General features: G+C 62.2%; 19 protein-coding genes. 12 read left to right on the forward strand and 7 right to left on the reverse strand.

Translation table 11 applies throughout. The annotated features are described in order from the left end of the window. Positions 1-6: 6 nt before the first annotated feature. On the reverse strand, positions 7-1,437 hold the full coding sequence (locus C458_RS06765; RefSeq protein ID WP_008574286.1) for a polysaccharide biosynthesis C-terminal domain-containing protein: 1,431 nt from the start codon (positions 1,435-1,437) through the stop codon (positions 7-9). Positions 1,438-1,603: 166 nt separating this feature from the next. Here C458_RS06765 and C458_RS06770 point away from each other — a divergent pair, with 166 nt between their 5' ends. The 3 genes from C458_RS06770 to aglI all read left to right on the forward strand — a co-directional run bounded on the left by C458_RS06770 (position 1,604) and on the right by aglI (position 4,804). Beyond that, positions 1,604-2,980, forward strand: coding sequence for a DolP-mannose mannosyltransferase (locus C458_RS06770; protein WP_239638769.1), 1,377 nt, complete (start codon positions 1,604-1,606; stop codon positions 2,978-2,980). Between the two features lie 156 nt (positions 2,981-3,136). Continuing rightward, positions 3,137-3,868 (forward strand): UTP--glucose-1-phosphate uridylyltransferase AglF, encoded by a 732-nt coding sequence (gene aglF / locus C458_RS06775; RefSeq protein ID WP_008574288.1) that lies wholly within the window; start codon positions 3,137-3,139, stop codon positions 3,866-3,868. A gap of 48 nt (positions 3,869-3,916) precedes the next feature. Then, positions 3,917-4,804, forward strand: a complete 888-nt coding sequence (gene aglI / locus C458_RS06780; protein ID WP_049896966.1) for a glycosyltransferase AglI — start codon at positions 3,917-3,919, stop codon at positions 4,802-4,804. Between the two features lie 8 nt (positions 4,805-4,812). Here aglI and aglG read toward each other — a convergent pair whose 3' ends face one another. Further along, positions 4,813-5,754: a glucosyl-dolichyl phosphate glucuronosyltransferase gene (gene aglG, locus C458_RS06785; protein ID WP_008574290.1), complete on the reverse strand. Its 942-nt coding sequence runs from the start codon at positions 5,752-5,754 to the stop codon at positions 4,813-4,815. A 116-nt stretch (positions 5,755-5,870) separates the two neighbouring features. Between aglG and C458_RS06790 the strand changes: the two genes are divergently transcribed. After that, a complete protein-coding gene (locus tag C458_RS06790; RefSeq protein ID WP_081603260.1) occupies positions 5,871-9,026 on the forward strand; it encodes an oligosaccharyl transferase, archaeosortase A system-associated in 3,156 nt (1,051 codons plus the stop codon). Between the two features lie 181 nt (positions 9,027-9,207). Here the strand turns inward: C458_RS06790 and aglM are convergent, their stop codons facing one another. After that, positions 9,208-10,500: a UDP-glucose 6-dehydrogenase AglM gene (aglM, locus tag C458_RS06795; protein ID WP_008574292.1), complete on the reverse strand. Its 1,293-nt coding sequence runs from the start codon at positions 10,498-10,500 to the stop codon at positions 9,208-9,210. A gap of 121 nt (positions 10,501-10,621) precedes the next feature. Here aglM and C458_RS06800 point away from each other — a divergent pair, with 121 nt between their 5' ends. After that, a complete protein-coding gene (locus C458_RS06800) occupies positions 10,622-11,590 on the forward strand; it encodes a DUF368 domain-containing protein (RefSeq protein WP_008574294.1) in 969 nt (322 codons plus the stop codon). 102 nt (positions 11,591-11,692) lie between these two features. Here the strand turns inward: C458_RS06800 and C458_RS18055 are convergent, their stop codons facing one another. Together C458_RS18055 and C458_RS06805 are read right to left on the reverse strand one after the other, a co-directional pair. Then, positions 11,693-11,848 carry a rubrerythrin-like domain-containing protein gene (locus tag C458_RS18055; protein WP_004041411.1) on the reverse strand — a complete coding sequence of 52 codons (156 nt, stop codon included), beginning with the start codon at positions 11,846-11,848 and terminating at the stop codon, positions 11,693-11,695. Positions 11,849-12,016: 168 nt separating this feature from the next. After that, positions 12,017-12,571, reverse strand: a complete 555-nt coding sequence (locus C458_RS06805) for a class I SAM-dependent methyltransferase (RefSeq protein ID WP_008574296.1) — start codon at positions 12,569-12,571, stop codon at positions 12,017-12,019. A gap of 221 nt (positions 12,572-12,792) precedes the next feature. Between C458_RS06805 and C458_RS06810 the strand changes: the two genes are divergently transcribed. Further along, entirely contained in the window at positions 12,793-12,981 is a 189-nt protein-coding gene (locus C458_RS06810) for an HEWD family protein (RefSeq protein ID WP_013035288.1), read from the forward strand. A 31-nt stretch (positions 12,982-13,012) separates the two neighbouring features. Here the strand turns inward: C458_RS06810 and C458_RS06815 are convergent, their stop codons facing one another. Both C458_RS06815 and C458_RS06820 read right to left on the reverse strand, forming a co-directional pair. Then, a complete protein-coding gene (locus C458_RS06815) occupies positions 13,013-13,693 on the reverse strand; it encodes a phosphoglycolate phosphatase (protein WP_008574299.1) in 681 nt (226 codons plus the stop codon). Positions 13,694-13,801: 108 nt separating this feature from the next. Further along, positions 13,802-15,022, reverse strand: coding sequence for a Cdc6/Cdc18 family protein (locus tag C458_RS06820; protein ID WP_008574301.1), 1,221 nt, complete (start codon positions 15,020-15,022; stop codon positions 13,802-13,804). 356 nt (positions 15,023-15,378) lie between these two features. On the opposite strand from C458_RS06820, the gene glpA reads away from it, so the two are divergent. From glpA to ptsH1, 6 genes are all read left to right on the forward strand, one after another. Continuing rightward, a complete protein-coding gene (glpA, locus tag C458_RS06825) occupies positions 15,379-17,166 on the forward strand; it encodes an anaerobic glycerol-3-phosphate dehydrogenase subunit GlpA (protein ID WP_008574303.1) in 1,788 nt (595 codons plus the stop codon). Continuing rightward, positions 17,153-18,421, forward strand: a complete 1,269-nt coding sequence (glpB, locus tag C458_RS06830) for a glycerol-3-phosphate dehydrogenase subunit GlpB (protein ID WP_008578209.1) — start codon at positions 17,153-17,155, stop codon at positions 18,419-18,421. The genes glpA and glpB overlap by 14 nt, the downstream gene beginning before the upstream one ends. Then, positions 18,418-19,728 carry an anaerobic glycerol-3-phosphate dehydrogenase subunit C gene (locus C458_RS06835; protein ID WP_049896964.1) on the forward strand — a complete coding sequence of 437 codons (1,311 nt, stop codon included), beginning with the start codon at positions 18,418-18,420 and terminating at the stop codon, positions 19,726-19,728. The genes glpB and C458_RS06835 overlap by 4 nt, the downstream gene beginning before the upstream one ends. Positions 19,729-20,091: 363 nt before the next feature. Further along, positions 20,092-21,624: a glycerol kinase GlpK gene (gene glpK, locus C458_RS06840; protein WP_008574309.1), complete on the forward strand. Its 1,533-nt coding sequence runs from the start codon at positions 20,092-20,094 to the stop codon at positions 21,622-21,624. Positions 21,625-21,627: 3 nt separating this feature from the next. Then, positions 21,628-22,692 carry a hypothetical protein gene (locus C458_RS06845; protein WP_008574311.1) on the forward strand — a complete coding sequence of 355 codons (1,065 nt, stop codon included), beginning with the start codon at positions 21,628-21,630 and terminating at the stop codon, positions 22,690-22,692. A gap of 98 nt (positions 22,693-22,790) precedes the next feature. Beyond that, a complete protein-coding gene (gene ptsH1 / locus C458_RS06850) occupies positions 22,791-23,066 on the forward strand; it encodes a phosphocarrier protein HPr (protein WP_008574313.1) in 276 nt (91 codons plus the stop codon). The last annotated feature ends 66 nt before the right edge of the window (positions 23,067-23,132 follow it).

Genomic DNA, 23,132 nt, shown 5'->3' on the forward strand with positions numbered 1-23,132 from the left:
CATACCTCAACCGAGACTTTCAGATAGCAACTGTTGAACCCGTTCTCGAAAGTTTGACGAGAGGCTAAGAAGGACAAGGCCGTACGTAGTGGCTCCAGCAAGGACGTACAGGACAACTTCTATCGGTTGACCAATTGGCCGGTAGTTGAGAATTGTGAAGAGTACAACAGCCATCGCTCCCGCACTCACAAACTGGCTTCCGACAGCAGATACTGGGGGCAGTGTTTGAACGGCCTTCGGTAGTGCACGGACAGCGAGTATGCTACCTAGAGTCATTGAAAGAAGGGTAGCGATAGCCGCGCCAATCACACCGAACATCGGTATTAACGATACGTTAAGTATAATATTAGTCGTGATGAAGATAACTCCTATTCTAAACGTTCTGTCAGGTAGATCTAACGCATTGAGTGCTTGCATTACGAGCGTCTCGTAGCACTCAACAAGCCGTACGACGGAGAGGAATACTAACACAGATACAGCAACACCAACTGAGGAGACTGACGGACCATACAATGCAAGGATGTCACCTCCTACAAGAACTGAACCCACTAATCCAGGAATGGCAAGTACACCAGCCACTGAAAGCCCACGGTTGAGAATCCGACGAACTTTATTTAATTTGTCAGTGTCTCTTAGAGAACTAATTGTTGGGAATGTCGATTTGCTAATAGCTGTTGGGAGGAGAACGAATAATGCCGAGATTCGCCATGCTACTTCGTAGATACCGACCAACGATGTTGAGACAAAAAAGCCGAGGATTATGGTATCTAACCAAGAATATGACATCCGTTTCAAATTATCTAACCATCCATACCGTGCCCAGGCATAGAGGCTTATTGCAGCACTCCGTGTTGGAGACACAAATGAAAGATTGAGTGAATATACACCAAAGATACCGATGACAATGCTAGAAGTAATCTCTCCATAGAAAAGCGCATCTACACCCACGCCTGTGTAGACAAGAGCCAACTTCACAAGTGAAGATAGGATTCCCCAAAGAGCTTCGTAGAGACTTGACATCTCGACTCGGTTCTCACCCCGAAGCCCTCCCAAGACTAGCCGGAACGAAACGTTCGAGGCGAACATACCACCCACCAGTTGTGTACCACTGTAATCGAGGTACTGTTCAACGAAGGGAGAGTAACCCAAAAGGGCGAGAAGTCCAATTAGTATGATTGCGCCCGTGAGGACAGACGCGGTGGTGAAATACTCGCTTGGGGAAATGTCGTCACTTTCGTTCATTCGTGTTATTACCGCACCACGGATACCAACAGCCGGGATAGACGCCCATTTCACCAAAGCTGCAGAGAGCGCAAAAACTCCGAATGCACCAACGCTGAGTTCATTAATCACGTAGATTGTGATAATTGCTCCAACGAATGTCTGCGTAACGTTGGCCCCGAACTGCAGCGCAGAAGCGCGTGCTAATTTGGCCATAGAGTAGTTGTGACTTTGCAATTGATAAATTATAGTTTCTAGCAGAGATCTAGTTAATCACCTGAGTTAGCACTCGTCTGTTGAGCGTGCTCGCAGTTCGCAGTGCAGGAATCAAGTAACAGGAGAAACAGCAGAGTTATTCTATGTTGCTAATAGAGGGCCAAGTATGATGAAACGATTATCAAAAGCAGCACTCAGTCAAAATTCATTGACTGCCCCGATCGTCTCTACCGTTGTCTATCTTATTTCTGTTGTACGTGTGGTTCTCAATGGGAATTGGCCAATCACCTCACCAGATACGGCAATGTTTCAGCATATTGGATGGATGGTTTTCAGTGGAAAGAGATATTACATTGATGCATGGGATCCAAAACCACCACTGACACTCGAACTTGCGACGATAATTGCCTATATATCTAATGGCGATCCGCATCTTCAGCACACTCTATCCGTCGTAAGTACAATAGTAGCAGGGATTTTGCTAACATATTTAATCTCCCACATCACTTCAGAAATCACGGGGAATCAGTTCGCGGGTCTGCTTAGCGGCATTGTTTTTATTACATTTCCAGTTATTCATTATTCACCAGTCTTTGGGTATGAACCAAAATATTTTGTTTTTCTTTTCGGGCTAGGAAGTATCTATCTTTCCAGAAAACCGAAACCAATACTATCTGGGGCCGCCGCAGTAGCGTCAGCAGGCATGTGGCAATTTGCGATTATCTTCCCAATTATATCATTCGGAATTATCTCACGGCAAAAAAGCAAAGAGTTGATTTTTAAATATGTGTTTGGAGCCACAATTATTACTTTCTTTTCTCTTCTCCCAATCTATCTACAGGGCGGGATAGTTGCAATGACTGTTGAAGTGATAATTGCCCCGTTGTATGCAGGTGAGACACAATCATTCTTATACCGGTTGGTAAAAGGCGTCACTCATCTAAAATTAATGATCCCGATAGCACTTCTTGGAATGGCTGGGGTATTACTAGGCTTTCTAGACGACATTCGAGAAAGATGGTGGGTCGTAGGGCTTTTGCTGTGGTTCTGTATCCAGATATTCATCTTGGATTACGATGGTGCAGACGATTTATTTCTTGGGATCATTCTAGTTTCGATAGGTATTGGATTTGTATTCGAGAAACTATCAACCAAGTATGAGTCTGAGAGAATTAATTCGATAGTAACAGCGGTTGTCGTTTGCATGTTGATTTGGCAGGTGGTGACCTTGGGTGGCGTTGGCGTCATTACGAATCCATACTCTTACTCAGGGGATAACCCTGATCAAGCCATTCTCGAAAGTGGGATTCAACAGTTTGCTCATTTGTCTGGATACACAGAATACACAATAGGTGGATCACCCCCAGGTGAGCAATACAATGTCAAATCCAGATATGGTCCAGATAAGATAGAAGAATTGTTCTTTACATCAACAATCCCCTCGACATGTCATTACAGACTTAGTGGAATGGAACTTGAATGGATGACTCTGACAGAACAGTCATTCACAGAGAAAAAGTGTGGAAAATTGAGGGTTCCTTGATAACCACAGGACACCAACTCAGAGTCACTATATATATCTTGTAAACAACCGGTGTGGAGTAGACAACTATCGCAAAGGAGACGTTAAACTCAAAGCCTATCATAAGCCCTTATATCCAACCCATTTTATATGCTTGGCCTCGATGACTCTCTTACTATGCAAGCTGTTGTCCTCGCCGCCGGTAAAGGGACCCGTCTTCGACCACTCACCGAAGACAAGCCGAAAGGAATGGTGGAGGTCGACGGAAAACCGATTCTCACCCACTGCTTTGACCAACTCGTCGACCTCGGTGCGGAGAAACTTGTCGTCGTTGTCGGCTACAAGAAGGAGATCATCATTCAACACTACGACGACGAATATCGCGGCGTCCCCATTACCTACGCGCATCAACGTGAGCAGAAAGGTCTAGCACACGCCCTCCTCACCGTCGAAGACCACATTGACGAGGACTTCATGTTGATGCTTGGCGACAACATCTTCAACGCCAACCTCAGCGATGTCGTCAAGCGACAGCGGGAGGATCGGGCGGACGCCGCCTTCCTCGTCGAAGAAGTCGACTGGGACGAAGCTTCCCGTTACGGTGTCTGTGTAACCAACGATTACGGTGAAATCACAGAAGTCATCGAGAAGCCCGAAGAACCGCCGTCGAATCTCGTGATGACCGGGTTCTACACGTTCACGCCGGCTATCTTCCATGCTTGTCATCTCGTCCAACCATCGAACCGTGGCGAGTACGAAATTAGTGAGGCAATCGACCTTCTCATCCGCTCTGGGCGAACTATCGACGCGATTCGTATCGACGGGTGGCGGCTGGATATCGGCTACCCAGAAGATCGTGACGAAGCAGAACAACGACTACAAGAGGAAACGACACAGGCGACCGAGTAGACCGCTAATCACGTGTGCTTTTTATTAGTGGGAGTAAACCAGATTTCAATGGCTGATTCTCCGTTTCCTTGTGTCTCTGTAATCGTTCCAGTTTATAACGACCCCGCAGGAATACGTGACACACTGACTGCGCTGACCAAACAGACGTACCCGACGGAGAGAGTAAACATACTCCCCATCGACAACGGGTCGACAGACGAGACGCGTGACGTGATTCGTCAGTTCGAACGCGAGCACGAGAACGTTACACTCGTCGTCGAAGACGATATCCAGGGGTCGTACGCCGCCCGAAACGCTGGCATAGAACAGGCGACGGGGGAGATATTTGCGTTCGTCGACGCCGACATGTCCATGGACGATTCGTGGCTTGAAACGGCGGTTGACGCGATGGGTGAGGCAGCGTACGTCGGGTGCAACGTCAAACTGGTTATCGATGGGGAAGACACGTTAGCAGCAAGGTTTGACGCACAGACCGCCTTTCCCATAGCGCAGTATATTCGTCAGCAGCAGTACGCTCCGACGTGCGGGCTACTCGTCAGTCGGGAGGTCGTCGACGATGTCGGCCCGTTCGACGAGCGTCTCGTTTCGGGCGGTGACTCGGAGTTCGGCAGTCGAGTCGCAAACGCCGGGTACAGGCAAGCGTTTGCACCGGCGGCGACACTGTACCACCCAGTTCGAGATTCGTTCTCGTCGCTGGTGAAAAAAGAGCTTCGCGTCGGCCGCGGCTTGTGCCAGCGGCAAGAGTACTATGCCGAGCGGTTCGGCCGTCCCGGGATTCCGCCACGTCCGAGTGGCGTGAAGTCGCCCGATGAGGAGCCGGCCGGTCTCGATTTCGAGCGACTGCTCTTCGGCGTACTCTCGGTAGTGATGACTGGAGTTCGCGCCCTCGGGTATTATCGTGAGTACGTCCGATACGTTCGCGGGAACACCCGCTGAAACGCCAACTAACTATTCGTCTTCTCCACGAGGTTCGGCGTCAACAAACCGTAGACGTATCCAAATCCAACCGCCGCAGTGAAAACGAAGATAGCAATCAATTGTTGGACCTGCGCCAGCGACGGGTCTTTGACGAGATTCTTGAGCCGGTCAACAACGTAGACGAGCATCAAGTCCTTCAGATACGCGTTTTTATCATCTGACGCTTGTGGATACAACAAGTCCATCACGCGCTTCGAGTAGCCCTGCCAGAACGAACGAAAGACGAGCCAGTCAAACTCAGTTCGATATTCGAAGAGTTTGTGATTCACGCGCGCCTGTTTGTTATAGATGACGCGCTCGCCCGTCTGCTCGTAGATACGAATGCAGACGGGTGCTTCGTGTGCCTGGACGTGTTTGTCACCTTTTCGACCGGTGTTCGTGTCGTAGCCGCCCACTTCGAGAAAAACGTCGCGCTTGAAGGAGATGTTCGAGCCGTAGGTGTTCCGAACCTCCTCCATGTGCTCGCCGAACCCACGTTCGTCACACCCGACGAGCCAGTAGAACTCTTCTGGAAAGAAATCCGGTTTGCGAGCGACCCAGTCGGGGACGACGGTACCGCCGACAGCGACCGCATCCGGATTGTTTTCATAGGTTTCGACGAGTGTCTCGATCCAATCGGGTTCTGCCGTTGCGTCGTCATCAATCATCGCGACGACGTCGCCGGTTCCGAGCTCAGCACCTTTGGTCCGACTGTACGAGATACCGCGGTTCTCGTCGTTACAGTGCAGAACGACGCCGTCGATGTCACCGAAGTCGTCTTGCACGCGGTCGAACACCTCTTCGTTCCCATCGACAACGATGACGAGTTCGAGGGGTTCGTAGGTCTGTGCGAGGACACTCTCGACGGTCTCGGAGAATGACTCGTACCGTTCCATCGAGTACGTACAGACCACGACGGAGACTTTCATAAGTCGGAGTTACCGAGGAGTCCCGAATAAGCATTGTCCTTCGATTTGTAACTAGCTATTTCTACCGACACAGACTATCACAAGGCTTATGAACGGCTTGGCGGTTGTTGGTCACAATGAGTGACGAGCAAACAAAGTATTCGCCCTCCATAGCGGATCTCGCTCGCGACTGGTATCACATACCGGTCCTCTCGACGATTATTCTCGTCATGCTGTGGATACGCCTCCGCAGTTATGACGCATTCATTCGGGAGGGCACAGTGTTCTTCTCAGGAAACGACGCCTGGTATCATCTTCGCCAGGTGGAATACACCGTCCGGAACTGGCCCGCGACGATGCCGTTCGATCCGTGGACCGAATTCCCGTTCGGCCGGACCGCAGGTCAGTTCGGGACAATTTACGACCAACTCGTCGCGACCGCGGCGCTCGTCGTCGGTCTGGGAAGCCCGTCATCAGACCTCGTAGCCAAGGCGCTCTTGGTCGCTCCGGCCGTCTTCGGTGCGTTAACCGTTATCCCAACCTACCTTATTGGGAAGCGTCTCGGTGGCCGTCTCGGTGGGCTCTTCGGTGCGGTCATTCTGATGCTTCTCCCAGGAGCGTTCCTCCAACGTGGGCTCGTTGGGTTTGCAGATCACAATATCGTAGAACCGTTCTTCATGGGCTTTGCCGTCCTCGCGATCATGATCGCCCTCACGGTTGCCGACAGAGAGAAACCCGTCTGGGAACTCGTTGCGGCACGCGACCTCGATGCGCTCCGTGAACCCCTGAAGTGGTCCGTTCTCGCCGGTGTCGCAACGGCCATCTACATGTGGTCGTGGCCACCGGGAATCCTTCTCGTCGGTATCTTTGGTCTCTTTTTGGTCCTGAAGATGGCTTCCGACTACGTCCGCGGTCGGTCGCCCGAACACACTGCGTTCGTCGGTGCCATCTCGATGACGGTCACCGGCTTACTGATGTTCATCCCAATCGAGGAACCGGGATTCGGGGTGACCGACTTCGGCTTCTTGCAGCCACTGTTCTCACTCGGCGTCGCCCTCGGTGCTGTGTTCCTCGCCGCACTCGCCCGGTGGTGGGAATCGAACGACGTCGACGAGCGATACTATCCTGCGGTGGTTGGCGGAACCATGCTTGTCGGGATAGTGCTGTTTTCTCTCGTCCTTCCGAGTGTTTTCGATTCGATTGCACGCAACTTCCTCCGTACGGTTGGGTTCAGCGCCGGCGCTGCGACCCGAACCATCAGTGAAGCCCAGCCGTTCCTCGCAGCAAACGTACTCCAGTCGAACGGTCAGACTGCTGTCGGCCGTATCATGTCCGAATACGGCTTCACCTTCTTCACAGGTGCTCTCGCGGCAGTGTGGCTCGTCGCGAAACCGCTTGTCAAGGGTGGAAACTCACGGAAGATCGGATACGCTATCGGGAGTCTCGCCCTCATCGGAGTACTCTTCTTGATACCGGCGCTTCCAGCAGGAATCGGCAGTGCCCTGGGCGTCGAATCGTCGCTCGTTAGCCTCACCATCGTCACCGCACTCATCGTGGGCGCAGTGATGCAAGCCGACTACGAGAGCGAACGTCTGTTCGTCCTCGTGTGGGCAGCCATCATCACGTCGGCAGCGTTCACGCAGGTTCGTTTCAACTACTACCTCGCGGTGGTCGTCGCGGTGATGAACGCCTACCTCCTCCGAGAGGCCCTCGGAATCGACTTCATCGGCCTCGCGAACGTCGAGCGCTTCGACGACATCTCGTATGGGCAGGTCGCAGCAGTCGTGATTGCCGTCCTCCTCATCCTCACGCCCGTTCTCATCATCCCGATTCAACTCGGCAACGGCGGCGTGTCTCAGACCGCCATGCAAGCGTCCCAGACCGGTCCAGGAACGGTCACTCAGTGGGACGGGAGCCTCACCTGGATGCAGAACAACACACCCGCAGAAGGTGAGCTCGGCGGCGAATCGAACCGGATGGAGTACTACGGGACGTACGAGTACACGGACGACTTCGACTATCCGGACGGTTCGTACGGCGTCATGTCTTGGTGGGACTACGGTCACTGGATTACCGTCCTCGGCGAGCGCATCCCGAACGCGAACCCGTTCCAAGGAGGTGCCACCGAGGCAGCGAACTACCTCCTCGCCGAAGACGAACAGCAGGCTGAGTCGGTTCTCACCTCGATGGGTGACGACGGCGAAGGCGACCAGACCCGCTACGTCATGGTCGACTGGCAGATGGCTTCGACCGACGCGAAGTTCAGCGCGCCGACCGTCTTCTACGACGAGTCGAACATCTCCAGGTCGGACTTCTACAATCCGATGTTCCGCCTGCAAGAACAGGGCGAGCAAACGACTGTCGCCGCCGCGTCGAGCCTCAAGGACCAGCGGTACTACGAGAGCCTGATGATCCGGCTCTACGCGTACCACGGCAGCGCCCGCGAGGCGTCGCCAATCGTCGTCGACTGGGAAGAACGTACGTCCGCCGACGGCTCGACCACGTTCAGAGTGACGCCCTCGGACGGGCAGGCGGTCAGGACGTTCGACAACATGAGCGCCGCGGAGGAGTACGTCGCGAACGACCCGACCTCCCAGATCGGCGGTATCGGCACGTTCCCCGAGGAGCGCGTGTCCGCCCTCGAACACTACCGCCTCGTGAAGTCCTCGAACAGCTCGGCGCTCCGCTCGGGGTCCTACCAGCGGTCGCTCATCAGCGAGGGCAACACCTACGGCCTCCAGCCGCAGGCGCTCGTCCCCAACAACCCCGCGTGGGTCAAGACGTTCGAGCGCGTTCCCGGCGCGACGGTCGACGGCAGCGGTGCCCCGGCCAACACGACGGTGACCGCGCGCGTCCAGATGCGCGACCTGACAACTGGCACGAACTTCACCTACACGCAGCAGGCGCAGACCGACGCCGACGGTGAGTTCACGATGACGCTCCCGTACTCCACGACCGGCTACGACGAGTACGGCCCGGACAACGGCTACACGAACGTCAGCGTTCGCGCGGCGGGCGGCTACGCGTTCACCGGGCCGACCTCGGTCACCGGGAACAGCACCATCGTCAGCTACCAGGCGGAGAACGTCGCCGTCGACGAGGGCCTCGTCAACGGTGCCGAAGACGGTACCGTGCAGGTCACCCTCGAACGGAACGAACAGGAACTCGACCTGCCCGGCGACTCCTCGTCCGAGGATGGCTCGTCCGAGGACAGCACGTCCGACGACTCGCAGACGAACGAGTCGGCGTCGGCCTCGGTCTCGGCGCCGGGCGCCGTCACGGTCGCCTCGTAACGAAACGAACGGCGACGAACGACGCTTTTTTCGCGTCTTCTGCGACATCGGTCACCGCTTTTCGAACTAGCCAGCGGCTATCGGACGGAGTGTACCGAAGAATCCGCTCGGGAGCGATCCGCGGGGCCGACGCAGACGAGCGATCCGTGAGTGAGATTCGGACGAGCGACGTGAAATCCCCTTACACGAGCGATTCGTAGTCGATGCCCTCGCGTCGAGTGACGATGCGACGACCGTCGATGACGACGGGCGAGCGCATGGCGTCGAACTCGTCGTCGAGCGCCGCGAACTCGTCCCAGTCGGTCGCGACGAGCGCCGCGTCGGCGTCTGCGAGCGCGTCCGCGGCCGAGTCCGCGTACTCGATATCGGGGAACCGCTCCCGCATGTTCCCGGTGGCGACGGGGTCGTAGCCGACGACGTCGGCCCCTGCGTCGAGGAGCGCCTGAATGAGTAACATCGCTCGGGATTTCCGGATGTCGTCGGTGCCGGGCTTGAACGCGAGTCCGAGCACGGCGACGCGCTTGCCGTTGAGGTCGAATCGCTCGCGGAGGAGGTCGAGCATACGCTCCGGTTGGCCGTCGTTGACGTCGACGGCGGCCTGCAAGAGGCGCGGTTCGTAGCCTTGAGCGCGGGCGGCGGCGATGATGGCGGTCGTGTCCTTCGGGAAACACGACCCGCCCCAGCCGAGACCCGCACCGAGGAACGCCGACCCGATACGGGAGTCGAGGCCGATGCTCTCCAACACTTCCGCGGAGTCGACGCCGAACTCCTTGCAGATGTTCGCGAGGTCGTTGGCGAGGCTAATCTTCGACGCGAGGAAGGCGTTGTTAGCGTACTTTATCATCTCGGCTTCGCTGATGCCGGTCTTGACGACGGGCGGGTTCCCGGCGCGTTCGACGAGCGGGGCGAAAATCTCGGCTAGCGTCTCGTACGCCCGGTCGGTCTGCGCGCCGAGAACGATTTTGTCCGGCGAAAGGAAGTCGTCGACGGCGGTGCCTTCGCGGAGGAACTCGGGGTTCATCGCGATATCGAACCCGTCGCCGACGCGTTTCCCCGAGGCCTCTTCGATTCGCGGCCCGATGACGTCGACCGTCGTCCTCGGAACGACCGTGCTCTTGGTGACGACGAGGTGCGAATCGTCTTTCCGAGCCAGCGTCTCACCGAGCGAGGTCGCTGCGGCTTTCATCGCGCCGAGGTCGATACTGCCGTCGTCGTTCGACGGAGTCGGCAGGGCGAGGAACGTCGCGTCCGTGTCGAGAATCTCGTCGTAGTCGGTCGTCGCTCGGAGTCGGTCTCCCGCGTACCGTTCGACGAGGTCGGCCAGTCCGGGCTCGTGAATCGGGGCCTGCCCAGCGTTGAGTGAGGCGACGATGTCTTCGTCGATGTCCACGTTGACGACGTCGTGTCCGAGTTCAGCGAAGCACGCCGCGATAGTCGTGCCGACGTACCCACTCCCGATGATACTGAGCTCCATTGGTAGAGTTGTGAATGCCAGGTGGTTTGATTCTTTCCGAGTCCCGTAGTTCACTGAGGGAACAGCCGGAATCACGTAGCGGTGGACTGATATCCTCCCCGAGAGAGGGTCCGACAACGAAATGGCGAGGAACTCAGACGGGGACACTCCCCGGCTCTCGTGGCTTCTCATCTACCTGAAAGGCGTCTGCATGGGTGCCGCCGATGCCGTGCCGGGCGTCTCGGGTGGCACAATCGCGCTTATCACCGGTATCTACGAGCGACTCATCAGCGCGGTGACGGCCATCACACCCGGCCGAATCAAGCGCGCCCTCGGCGTCGTCGTCCCCGGACGCCGGGCCGACGCGGTCGCGGCGATGCGCGAAGTCGACATCGGCTTCCTGCTCGCCCTCGGCGCGGGTATCGCCACCGCAATCGTGACCGTGATGCGCGTGCTCCACATCGCGCTCAACGACGCGCCGGTGCCCACCTACGGCTTTTTCTTCGGACTCATCGCCGCGTCGGCGGTCGTGCTGTACGCCCAAGTGTCGCTCGACGGCCCGCGTCAAATCGCGGCGGCCGTCGCCGGGTTCGGCCTCGCGTTCGTCGCCTCCGGCGGGAGCGGCGGCGCGTTCGGACACTCGCTGCCCGCGATTGCGGTCGCCGGCGGCATCGCCGTCAGCGCGATGATTCTCCCCGGCGTCTCCGGGTCGCTCATCCTGTTGATTCTCGGGCAGTACGAGTACATGAACGCGGCGCTCAACGCGTTCATCGACAGCCTTCTCGACGTCGCCGGCGGCGCACCGCTGTCGGTCGTCGTCGAACCGGGGACGGTCGTCGTCACGTTCATGGTCGGAGCCGTCGTCGGCCTGTTCAGCATCGCGCACGTCGTCCGCTGGGCGCTCGAACATTACAGGCGGGCGACGCTCGCGTTCCTCGTGAGTCTCATCGTCGGCGCGCTCCGCGCGCCCGTGGTGGAGAGCACCGCCGCGCTCGTCGACGCCGGACGGTCGTGGACGACGGAGCTCTACGCCGCGTTCGCCGTGGCCGCGGTCGTCGGCGCGGCGGTCGTCCTACTCGTCGACCGGTACACGGACGTCATCGAGTCGTGAGCGCGCATCGGTGCGGCGCGTCGAAGCGGGGTGCTCCGACGCCCCGTGAGAAGGAAGTCGGTCGTCCGAATCGATGACGTGCGGAATCGCGCGACTCGCGCCTCACTCGCGGGCGACAGCGATGTTTCGAACCGACCCGCCGCAGTCGGGACACTCCGACAGGTGGCTCGCGCTGACGGTCCGAGTCCGACAGGAACGACACTCGTAATACCCCTCGGTCGGGTGATAGTCGTCGATTACTGAGTTATGTAATACCATGTCATATTATACCATGGATTTTGTGGTAAGCGTTGTCCTGGTATTCACCAAATTACTCTAGGATATTAATATTCTACGCCAGCATGGGCACTCGAACGAGAATCGAATCAACTTCTGCACGGCGCACTGTTCAATTCCAACGGAGGTCACTTCACAGGTTCGTTCGCGTCAGCGCCGGGCGACGCAGACGAACGTCTCGCGTCGGGTCTCGCCGTGGGTGACGGTGAAGCCGGCCGCTTCGAGCGCGGAGACGGCGTCGCCGAGGCCGAATCGCTCGTCTCGCGGCGGGCCGTCTTCGCCCGAGCCGGATGTGGACCAGTCGACCACGACCACGGTGCCGCCGGGACGGACGACGCGAGCGAGTTCAGCGAGCGCCTCGTCGGTGGCGAACTCGTGGTAGGTCATCGTCGAGAAGGCGGCGTCGAGGCGGTCGTCGTCGAACGGGAGCGACGCCACGTCGGCCGTGACGAACTCGACGTTGTCGGGCGCGCCCTTCTCGCGGTAGTAGTCGTGCATGACCGCCTGCACGTCGACTGCGTAGAGCGTGCCGACGTGCGGGGCGACCTCGTCGGTGAAAAAACCGGTGCCGCTTCCGAGGTCGGCGACGACGCGTTCGGGCGCGACGCCGAGGTGCGAGAGCAGTTCCTCCCGCGAGACGAACCGGAATCTCGCGGGGTCGTCCAGTTTCGCCGCCCTGTCGGCGTCGAAGGTGTGAAAGCCCATGCGATTCACTCCGCGTCCCGAGCCGTAAGTCCCATCGGTTCCTCCCCGAGTCGTGTTTGTCTCGTGCATAGCCGCCGGTGAGTCAGTCCGCCACCGGGTCGGGCCGGAGCGGGTCAGTGCGGGTCAGTGCGGGTCGGCGCGGGTCGGCGCGGGTCCGAGCGACCGCCCGCGAAACTGCCGACGACGATGGGCTTTTTTGCCCGGCAGTCGGTCTCACAGGTATGGAACCCCAACTTCGACGGCCGACGCGACGCGCCTGCGAGCGCTGCGGTCGGGTGGAACGCTGGGACGACGACGCCGCGACGTGGCTCGTCGCCGAGACGGACGGCGAGAAACGGGTCGGAAGCCCCTACTGCATCCACGAGTGGGACATCAACGGCCGCTTCGCTCCCTTCGAGGAACCGGCCTGAGACGCCGACGAGCGGCGCGCGCAGTCGGCGGCTACGCCGCGTCTTCTTCTCGGAGCGAGTCGAGCACCGAGAGCGTGCCGTCCATGTACGACTGGTCGAGCACCGTGTCGGCGGCCTCCGTGGCTACGTCGTCCGCGTTGGCGACGGCGTACGACCGCCCGGCGACCCGGAACGTCGAGGCGTCGTTGACGCTGTCGCCGACGGCGACGAAGTCCACCGGGTCGTAGTCCATCGTCTCGCAGACGCGTTCGAGGCCGACGCCCTTCTCGACTCCCGGCGTCTTGATGTGGTAGGCGAAGCCGGTGTCGATGACTTCGACGTCGAACTCGTCTGCGACTGCCCGGAGGAGCGCCTCGTCGGCGTCGAGACGGGCGATGATTTCGGTCTCGCGCCAGCGGTTCGCGGTGTCCGCGGCGTCCCAGCCGAGGTCGCCGCCGCGGGCGACGAACTCGTCGGCGGCGGCCTGCGCGGCCTCGCGGTCGCCGGTGAACGTCACCTCGCCGTCTGCGAGGACGACCCCGCCGTTCTCCGCGATGACGGTCTGCGGGAGGCCGAGATAGTGACACAGCGAGACCGGGTACGGAAACGCCTTGCCGGTGGCGAGGATGACGGGCGCGTCCCACGCCGGGAGCACCTCGAACGCGCGGGGGTCGAGATGTCCGTCCGCGTCGGTGAGCGTCCCGTCGATGTCGAGTACGAGCGGCGGAACCATACCCGGAGTTGGGCGACGGGGGAAAAAGGTTCAGCGGTCGGGGAGAACCGCGCCGCGGCCTGCGCTCTCGACGCCGCCGGCGAACTCGCGGCGGCGAGCGCCGACGCCTCAGCGCTCGGCGTCGTCCAGCCCGCGGAACGCCAGCGTCGAGAAGTTCGGGACGGGTCGCGTCGCCGGTCTGCCCGGGCCGTCGGTGGAGTCGGAGTCCGAAACCCGGCGCACGATGCCGAGGTCCGAAAGCTCGTAGAGGACGCGCCGGACGGTCGCCGGCGACAGCGACACCCGCGGCGACGCGGCGATGTGCTCGGTTGCCGTCGAGACCGAGGCCGCCTCCTCGTCGTCGAGCGCGACGAACGCCCGGAGGACGCGCCGGCGGCTCTCGGGGAGCGCGAACACGCGGCCGAGCGAACAGCCGTCGTCGGGCACGGCGTCGATACCGGCGCAGACGTACTCGGTGTCGATTGTGTCCGCACCGTCGGCCGCGGCGAGCGTCGCCGCCCCGTAGAGCGCCGACAGCGCGTCGTGGGCGTCGCCGTCGGCCCACTCGGCCACCTCGCGCGTCGCCTCGTGCGGGAGCGCGTTGCGGGCGACGCCGTCCGACGCACGCGCGACGAGGATATCGACGAGGCTGTGGCGCTCGTAGGCCGAGACGGCGATGGACGCCGCGTCGGTCGCGTCGGTCGCGTCGGTCGCGTCGGTTACGTCGTCGTCATCACCGGCGTCGGTCGCGTCGCTCCGCGGGTCGCGGCCGACGGTGAGCACCGAGACGTGCGGCGACACCGACGAGAGCGTCTCGACCGCCGTCGCCGCGGAAACGGTCTCCGGCTCGCCGACGTGGTCGACGGCGACGACCGCGTGTTCGTCGTGGGCGACCCGCGCCGTGAGCCGCTCGCGGAGCGCCTCGACGCCGACGCCCTGCGAGGGCACCGACTCCTTCGAGAGCGTTTCGAGCGCCGCGTGAAGGAGCGCGAACTCGGTCGGAGCGTCCCGAGCGTCGACGTAGGCGAACGAGGTCGTCGGCGTGGCGGCGGTCCGCGTCGCGGTGTGGATGACCGACCGTCTGGCGGGGAGGGCGCTGGCGAGGTGCTCGAACAGCGCCGCGACGACCGCCGACTTCCCGACGCCCTTCGGCCCGTGGACGTGAGCGACGGGCGGCAACTCGCCGTCGAACACCGGGTCGAGATGGTCGAGAATGCGTTCGAGCGTCGGACCGCGGCCGGTCGGCTCTCGGGGATGAGCCGTCGGGTCGAGCGCGCTCAGGTCTCGGACGAGCCGCCGTCTCTTCCCGCCGCGTCGACGCCGCCTGGTGATTCTGTCTTCGAGGCGCATGGCGTGGAACGTTCCGTGGCTGACGGTATCCGGCGCACGCCTAAAAACCGACCACTACCGACAGCCGCCGTGTGGAATGAGAACACGAAACACTGAAATCGGCCGTCCGGAGCGCTTCAAAGGCAGTTGAGAGGTTCGTGACGACCGCCGAGATCGAAGCAATCGTAACTAATAGTAACAATAATTTTGAATTATTGCCGTCGTTTTGATTCGGCGTAGAAACGCCGAGATACGGTATTCTACGACCACTACGATGGCATTCCGGTCTGTGAAGTGGTCCGTTCTGTGAGACGAACGGGGCGCGAGACGAGTGAAGGTAAAATAAAGTGCCGTCGGTCCTACCTCACGAAAGACAGATGAAAAAATCGCCGAGCGTCCTCGTCATTGGCGGGGGGGCGACCGGCACGGGCATCGCACGCGACCTCGCGATGCGCGGGCTGGACGTGACCCTCGTCGAGAAGGGGAACCTCACACACGGGACGACGGGGCGGATGCACGGACTCCTCCACAGCGGGGGCCGGTACGCGGTGTCGGACCAGCCGTCCGCCAAGGAGTGTATCGAAGAGAACCGCGTCCTGCGGCGTATCGCGGGCCACTGCGTCGAGATGACGGGCGGGCTGTTCGTCCAGCGACCCGAGGACTCCGACGAGTACTTCGAGAAGAAACTGGAGGGCTGCCGCGAGTGCGGCATCCCCGCGGAGGTGCTGTCCGCCGAGGAAGCCCGCGAGATAGAGCCGTACCTCGCGAAGGACATCAAGCGCGCCATCAAGGTCCCCGACGGCGCGGTCGACCCGTTCCGCCTCTGCGTGGCGAACGCCGCGAGCGCCGTCGAACACGGCGCGCGCATCGAGACGCACTCCGAGGTCACGGACGTGCTCGTCGAGGACGGCGAGGTCGTCGGCGTCGAGGTCACCCACCAGACCGGCACCGGCCCGTACGTCCACGGCGAACCCGGCGAGGTCGAGGAAATCCGCGCCGACTACGTCGTCAACGCGACGGGCGCGTGGGCCGGCCAAATCGGTGACCTCGCGGGCGTCGACGTCGAAGTCCGCCCGTCGAAGGGCGTCATGACCATCATGAACACCCGGCAGGTCGACACGGTCGTCAACCGCTGCCGGCCGAAGGGCGACGCCGACATCATCGTCCCCCACGAGACGACGTGCATCCTCGGGACGACCGACGAGGAGGTCGAGGACCCCGAGGACTACCCCGAGGAGGGCTGGGAAGTCGACCTGATGATAGAGACGCTGTCCGAACTCGTGCCCATGCTGGCCGACGCGCGGACGATTCGCTCCTTCTGGGGCGTCCGCCCGCTGTACGAGCCGCCGGGCACCGGCACGGAGGACCCGACGGACATCACCCGCGAGTTCTTCCTGTTGGACCACGCCGACCGCGACGACCTGCCGGGCATGACGAGCATCGTCGGCGGCAAGCTCACGACCTACCGGATGATGGCCGAACAGATTTCGGACCACGTCTGCGGGAAGCTCGGCGTCGACGCCGAGTGCCGCACCGCCGACGAGCCGCTCCCCGGCAGCGAGGACTTCACCGTCCTCCGCGACTACATGGACGATTTCGGCCTGCGGTCGCCCATCGGCCGCCGGTCGGCCCAGCGACTCGGCTCGCGCGCCGACGAGGTGCTCAACAGCGTCGACCCCAACCCGGTCGTCTGCGAGTGCGAGGCCGTCACCCGCGCCGAGATTCAGGACGCCCTCGACACCGCGGGCACGGACCTCAACTCCGTGCGCATCCAGACGCGCGCCTCGATGGGCAACTGTCAGGGCGCGATTTGCTGTCACCGGATGGCGAACGAACTCGCGCCCGAGTACGACGAGGAGACCGTCCGCGCCTCCCTCGACGACCTCTATCAGGAGCGCTGGAAGGGCGAGCGCCACGCCATGTGGGGCACGCAGCTCTCCCAGACCGCGCTGAAGCACATGCTCCACGCGGCGACGATGAACCGCGACGAGGACCCCGCCGCGGCCGACGCCGACATCGACTTCGCCGCCTTCGACGACGGCGGCGCTTCGGAGGGCGACGCCTCGGGCGTCGCGTCCGGCGGCGCGGTGGCAGACGGCGGCCGCGAACGGGCCGCGGACCGCGCGGGCGACGAGGCCCCCGGAGGTGCAGATGGCGATAACTGACGACGTGCTCGTCGTCGGCGGCGGCATCGCCGCCTGCACGGCCGCGCTCTCGGCCGCGGAGACGGGCGCTCGCGTGCGCCTGCTCGCCCACAAGAAGAGCACGCTCCGACAGGCCAGCGGCCTCGTGGACGTGCTCGGCTACGCCGGCGGCGACGGTCCCCTCTCGGACCCCTACGCCGGCCTCGACGCGCTCCCGGAGAGCCACCCCTACCGCGTCGTCGGCGAGGACGGCGTCCGCACCGGTCTCCGCATCTTCGACGAGGCGGTCGGTGACGCTTACCGCGGCGGCCACACCGATTCGAACGCGCTCGTGATGACCCACGGCGGTGCGGTGAAGCCGACCGCTCGGTATCCCGCGTCGGTCGCGCCCGGCCTCGCCAGTTCGTCGGGCGACACGCTGCTCGTCGGCTTCGCGGGTCTCACGGACTTCGACGCGCCCGTCGCGGCCGACCACCTCGCGGCCGCCGGCGTGCCGTTTTCGGCCCGCGGCGTCACCGTCGAGTTCCCCAAGCGGTTCCGCGCCGACGCGAAGGTGACCCGGTTCGCCAAGGCGCTCGACCGCGACGAGGACGTGGACGGCGGCACGGTCCGCTCCGTCCTCGCTGACACCGTCGCCGACGAGTTAGACGGCGAGTCGCGCGTCGGCTTCCCGGCGATGCTCGGCGACGACCGCGACGAGGACGTCCGCGCGGAGCTTTCCGACCGCCTCGACATCCCCGTCTTCGAGGTGCCGACCGGCCCGCCGAGCCTGCTCGGGCTCAAGCTCGAAGACATCCTGTTCGACGCGCTCGACGAGGCGGGCGTCCGCATCTCCGCGGGCAACCCGGCGGTCGATTTCGAGGCCGACGACGGCCGCGTCGAGACGGTCATCGTCGACCAGAAGAGCCGACCGACGCCCTACTCGGCCGACCAGGTCGTCCTCGCGACGGGCGGCCTCGTCGGCAAGGGCCTCGACTCCGACCGCGAGTCGGTCACAGAGCCCGTCTTCGGCTGTCACGTCCCGCACCCCGAGGACCGCTACGACTGGTCCGAACCCGAGGCGTTCGACGACCACGCGTTCGCGCGCTTCGGCGTCGTCCCCGACGACGAACTCCGGCCGACCGACGAAGACGGCGAACCGCACTTCGAGAACCTGCGCGCCGCGGGCGGCGTCGTCGGCGGTGCCGACGTGGCGCGCGAGAAATCCGCGAGCGGCGTCTCGCTGGCGACGGGTGCCGTCGCCGGCCGCCTCGCGGGCGAGGAGGCAACCAGATGAGTGACGCAGAATCCCCAGGCAACCCGACTTTGACCCCCGACGCACAGACAGACGACTTCGAGGCCGTCGAGGTGTTCCCCGACAGCACCGACATGGACCTCCGTCCCGGCGCGGACAACTGCTACAAATGCACCGCCTGCGACGTGTCCTGTCCGGTCGCGGAAGTCGACGACGAGTTCCCCGGGCCGAAGTTCCAGGGGCCGGAGCAGTGGCGGCTCAAGCGCAAGGAAGACGAGGCCGTCGACGACTCCATCATGTCGTGTTCGAACTGCATGCGCTGTGACGACGCCTGTCCCTCGGGCGTCCCGCTCAGCCAGATGCACAACACGGCCCGCGGTGAGTACGTCGACGAGCAGATGGACAAGCTCTCGCGGGAGTACATCCGCAACCGCATCCTCGCCAACTACGGCACGCTCGCCCAGTTGGGCGGCATGTTCCCCCGGCTGGCGAACGCCGTCATGGGCAACTCGGTCGTCCAGCAGATAAACGAGAAACTGCTCGGCATCACGGCCGAACGCGACTTCCCCGAGTTCGCCACCCAGACGTTCCGCGAGTGGTGGAACGAACGCGGCGGCCCGCAGGTCCGCTCCGAGGAAAAGCGCGTCGCCTACTTCCACGGCTGTTACTCCAACTACAACACGCCCGAGGTGGGCAAGGCGATGGTCCGCGTCTTCGAGTCGTTCGGCTACGAGGTCGTCGTCCCCAAGCAGCGCTGTTCGGGGACGCCGATGTTCGCAAACGGGATGCTCGACGACGCCAAGCGCGCCGCCGGCATCAACGTCGAGAACTTCGCGGGGCTCATCCCCGAGGGCTACGACATCATCGCGTCGTGTACCTCCTGTTCGATGTCGCTCCGACAGGAGTACCCCGAACTGTTCGACATCGACGGCATCGAGGACCTCTCGGCGCACACCTACGAGGCGCTGGAGTACCTCCGCATCCACGAGGACCTCGAAGGCGCGGTTCGCGAGGCCTCGGTCGACGACCAGGCGTTCGCGTACCACGCGCCGTGTCACGGCCGCAATCAGGGCCTCGACCGGCAGGCGGTCGAGCTGTTCCGCCAGCTCGACGGCGTCGAAATCGAGGACGTGGGCGACTCCTGTTCCGGCATCTCGGGAACCTACGGCTGGAAGGAAGAGAAGTACGACAAGTCGATGCAGATCGGCGCGGACATGTTCGACCACATGGAGCACGCCCAAGGGAGCGTCGGCATGACCGAGTGCCCCACCTGCTCGATGCAGATGGAACACGGCACGGGCTACGACATCAAGCACCCGCTCCAACTCCTCGAAGAGGCGCTGGTCTGACTCGCGCGCACGGCTGACGACCGTCTTCGTTCGAGCGCCGGACCACCCGAACGGCGTCGCGCTCGGCGCGCGCGCCGGTTCGGCGGCGGTTTAGAGGACTGTGTTGCCGGTTAATCGCCGTTTTTTCCCGTTAATCGGCGGACGCGGTCGTTCTGTTCGCCAGACCGACCCGCTGGTTAAAACGGTCGAAAAAAGCGCCCGTGTGAAATAAAACTCCCGAATACAGCGGGTACGAGACCTCTATCCCAAGTACAAACGCCACAGTATGCGGGGCAGTAGTAAAGAAACATTTATCATATAATTTGTACACGTTTGTAGTGGTAGGACTCTCACACCGAGAGTTCGTATCGAGGTTGGTTAGAAATGTCAGGAGAAACTTACGTCGGTGCCATCGACCAAGGTACCACAGGCACGCGGTTCATGGTGTTCGACCACGACGGCAAGGTGGTCGCCAACGCCTACGAGAAGCACGAACAGATCTACCCGGAGCCCGGTTGGGTCGAACACGACGCAAACGAGATTTGGGACAACACGAAGCAGGTCATCGACTCGGCGCTTTCGAGCGCCGGGCTCGACGCCGAGCAGTTGGAAGCCATCGGCATCACGAACCAGCGCGAGACGACGCTCGTCTGGGACCGTGAGACCGGACAGCCGATCCACAACGCCATCGTCTGGCAGGACCGTCGGACGACCGACCGCATCGAGACGCTCGAAGCGGAGGGCAAAACCGACGACGTGCGCGCGAAGACGGGGCTCGAACCCGACGCGTACTTCTCTGCGACGAAAGCCGAGTGGCTGCTGGACAACTCCGACCCCATCAAGCTCCAGCGCTCCCGGCCCGAAGATATCCGAGACCGCGCCGCCGACGGCGAACTCGCCTTCGGGACCATCGACACGTGGCTCATCTACAATCTGACGGGGAACCACATCACGGACGTGACGAACGCGTCGCGGACCATGCTGTTCAACATCCACGACATGGAGTGGGACGACGAACTCCTCGACGAGTTCAACGTCCCGCGCGAACTCCTCCCCGAGGTCCGCCCGTCGTCCGACGACGACTACTACGGCACGACCGACGCGAACGGCTTCCTCGGCGCGGAAGTCCCCGTCGCCGGAGCGCTCGGTGACCAGCAGGCCGCGCTGTTCGGCCAGACCTGTTTCGACGCCGGCGACGCGAAGAACACCTACGGTACCGGCTCGTTCATGCTGATGAACACCGGCGACGAGGCGGTCATGTCCGAACACGGCCTCCTCACCACCGTCGGCTTCCAGCGCTCCGGTGAGCCGGTCCAGTACGCCCTCGAAGGCTCCATCTTCATCACGGGCGCGGCAATCGAGTGGCTCGAAGACATGACGCTCATCGACAACGCCGCCGAGTCCGAGAAGCTCGCTCGGTCGGTCGAGTCCACCGACGGCGTCTACTTCGTCCCCGCGTTCACGGGCCTCGGCGCGCCCCACTGGGACCAGCGCGCCCGCGGCACCATCGTCGGCATGACCCGCGGCACCCGCCGCGAGCACATCGTCCGCGCGACGCTCGAATCCATCGCGTTCCAGACGCGCGACGTGGCCGAGGCGATGGAGTCCGACAGCGACATCGACCTCTCCAGTCTCCGCGTCGACGGCGGCGCTGTCAAGAACAACTTCCTCTGTCAGCTCCAGTCGAACATCCTCGACACGGAAATCGTCCGCCCGCAGGTCGACGAGACGACCGCGCTCGGGTCGGCGTACGCCGCCGGCCTCGCCGTCGGCTACTGGGAGACGCTCGACGAACTCCGCGACAACTGGCAGGTGGACCGCGAGTTCGAGCCGAAAGACCCACAGAACGTCGAGCATCGCTACGGCCGCTGGAAAGAGGCCGTCGACCGCTCGCTCGACTGGGCACGGGAGGAATAACACGTGTTCGAAGCATTCGCACTCCAGATTCCGGTCATCGACGTCAGCACGGAACGGTTCGTCGTCCTCCTGCTCGCGGCGTTCGCCGGCGGGATGTTCGGCGCGGCGCTCGGCGCGCTGCCGTCGTTCATCTTCACTGGCTTCGTCGTGCTGCTCGGCGAGACGGCGGGCATCGTCATCCGACAGTTCGAAGGTGCCGACCTCGTCACCGCCGGCGAACTCGGCACGGGTATCACCGGCAGTATCGGGTTCGGTCCGTTCGTCGGCCCGCACATCGCCTTCGCCGGCGGTGTCGCCGCCAGCGCCTACGCGGGCAAGCGGTACGCCGACATGAACCCCAGTGAAGGCGGCTACCACTTCGGGAAGGACATCACGTACGCCTTCGGCACGAAGCCCGACATCCTCGCCGTCGGCGGCCTGTTCGGCGTCCTCGGGCTCCTCATCTCCCGCATTGCCGGCGGTATCGGCCTCCCGCTCGACAGCGTCGCGCTGTCGGTCATGACGACGGCGCTCATCGCACGCGTCGCCTTCGACTACCCGCTCATCGGCTCGCCCGCCGGCAGCGGCCTCCTCGACATGTCGCCGTTCGAGAAGGGCGAGATGCGCGGCGACGGCAGCGGCCGACCCGCGACCGAGCCGTGGCTCCCCCACCAGTACAAGTGGGTCAACATCGTCGTCATCGGCCTCGCCGCCGGTATCCTCGGCGGCTGGGCGTGGCTCATCACGGGGAGCTTCTTCCTCGGCTACGGTATCTCGGCGGCCAGCCTGCTGTTCTTGAACCTCGGCGTCGAGAAGATTCCCGTCACCCACCACATCACCCTCGGCGGGTCGGCGTTCGCGGGCGTCGCCGCGCCGATGGTCGGCGGTAACGAACCGCTCATCATCGTCGCCGCCGCGGTCGGTGGCGTTATCGGTGCGCTCCTCGGGGAACTCACCCAGCGTATCGCCTACGCGCACTCCGGAACGCACGTGGACCCGCCGGCGATGTCGATTACCATCTACTCGCTGCTCATCGGCGTGCTGTTCCTCGTCGGGGTCATCCCGAACTCGGCGTACCTCGGGCTCTAAGCCCGGACGCCTCCGGCCCCGCACACGTCGTTCACGATTTTTTCGTTGCCGCGTTCCGCAATCGGTAGCGATAACGCTCCGCAGTCGATACCCGACGTATGGAACGCATCGTCGCCGTCGTCCCGAAAGACGGCCTGCACGCACGTCCCGCCTCCCAGTTCGTCGAGACCGCGAACTCCTTCGACGCCGACATTCAACTCGGCCGGGCCGACGAGGACGACCTCGTCCCCGCCGCCAGCATGCTCGCCGTCACCGGCCTCGGCGTCGGCCACGGCGAGGAGATTCGCCTCGTCGCCGACGGCGACGACGCGGAGGCCGCGCTCGACGCGCTCGAAGCAGTGCTCTCGACGCCCGAAGCCGGCGACGAAGAATAAGAACCGGCGGCCCGCCGCTCCCGCGACGGTCTCTTTTCCGGTCGGTCGGTCGATGGCCCGGACGCC

Source organism: Haloferax sp. ATCC BAA-644 (genome assembly GCF_000336975.1).
GTDB classification, from domain to species: domain Archaea; phylum Halobacteriota; class Halobacteria; order Halobacteriales; family Haloferacaceae; genus Haloferax; species Haloferax volcanii.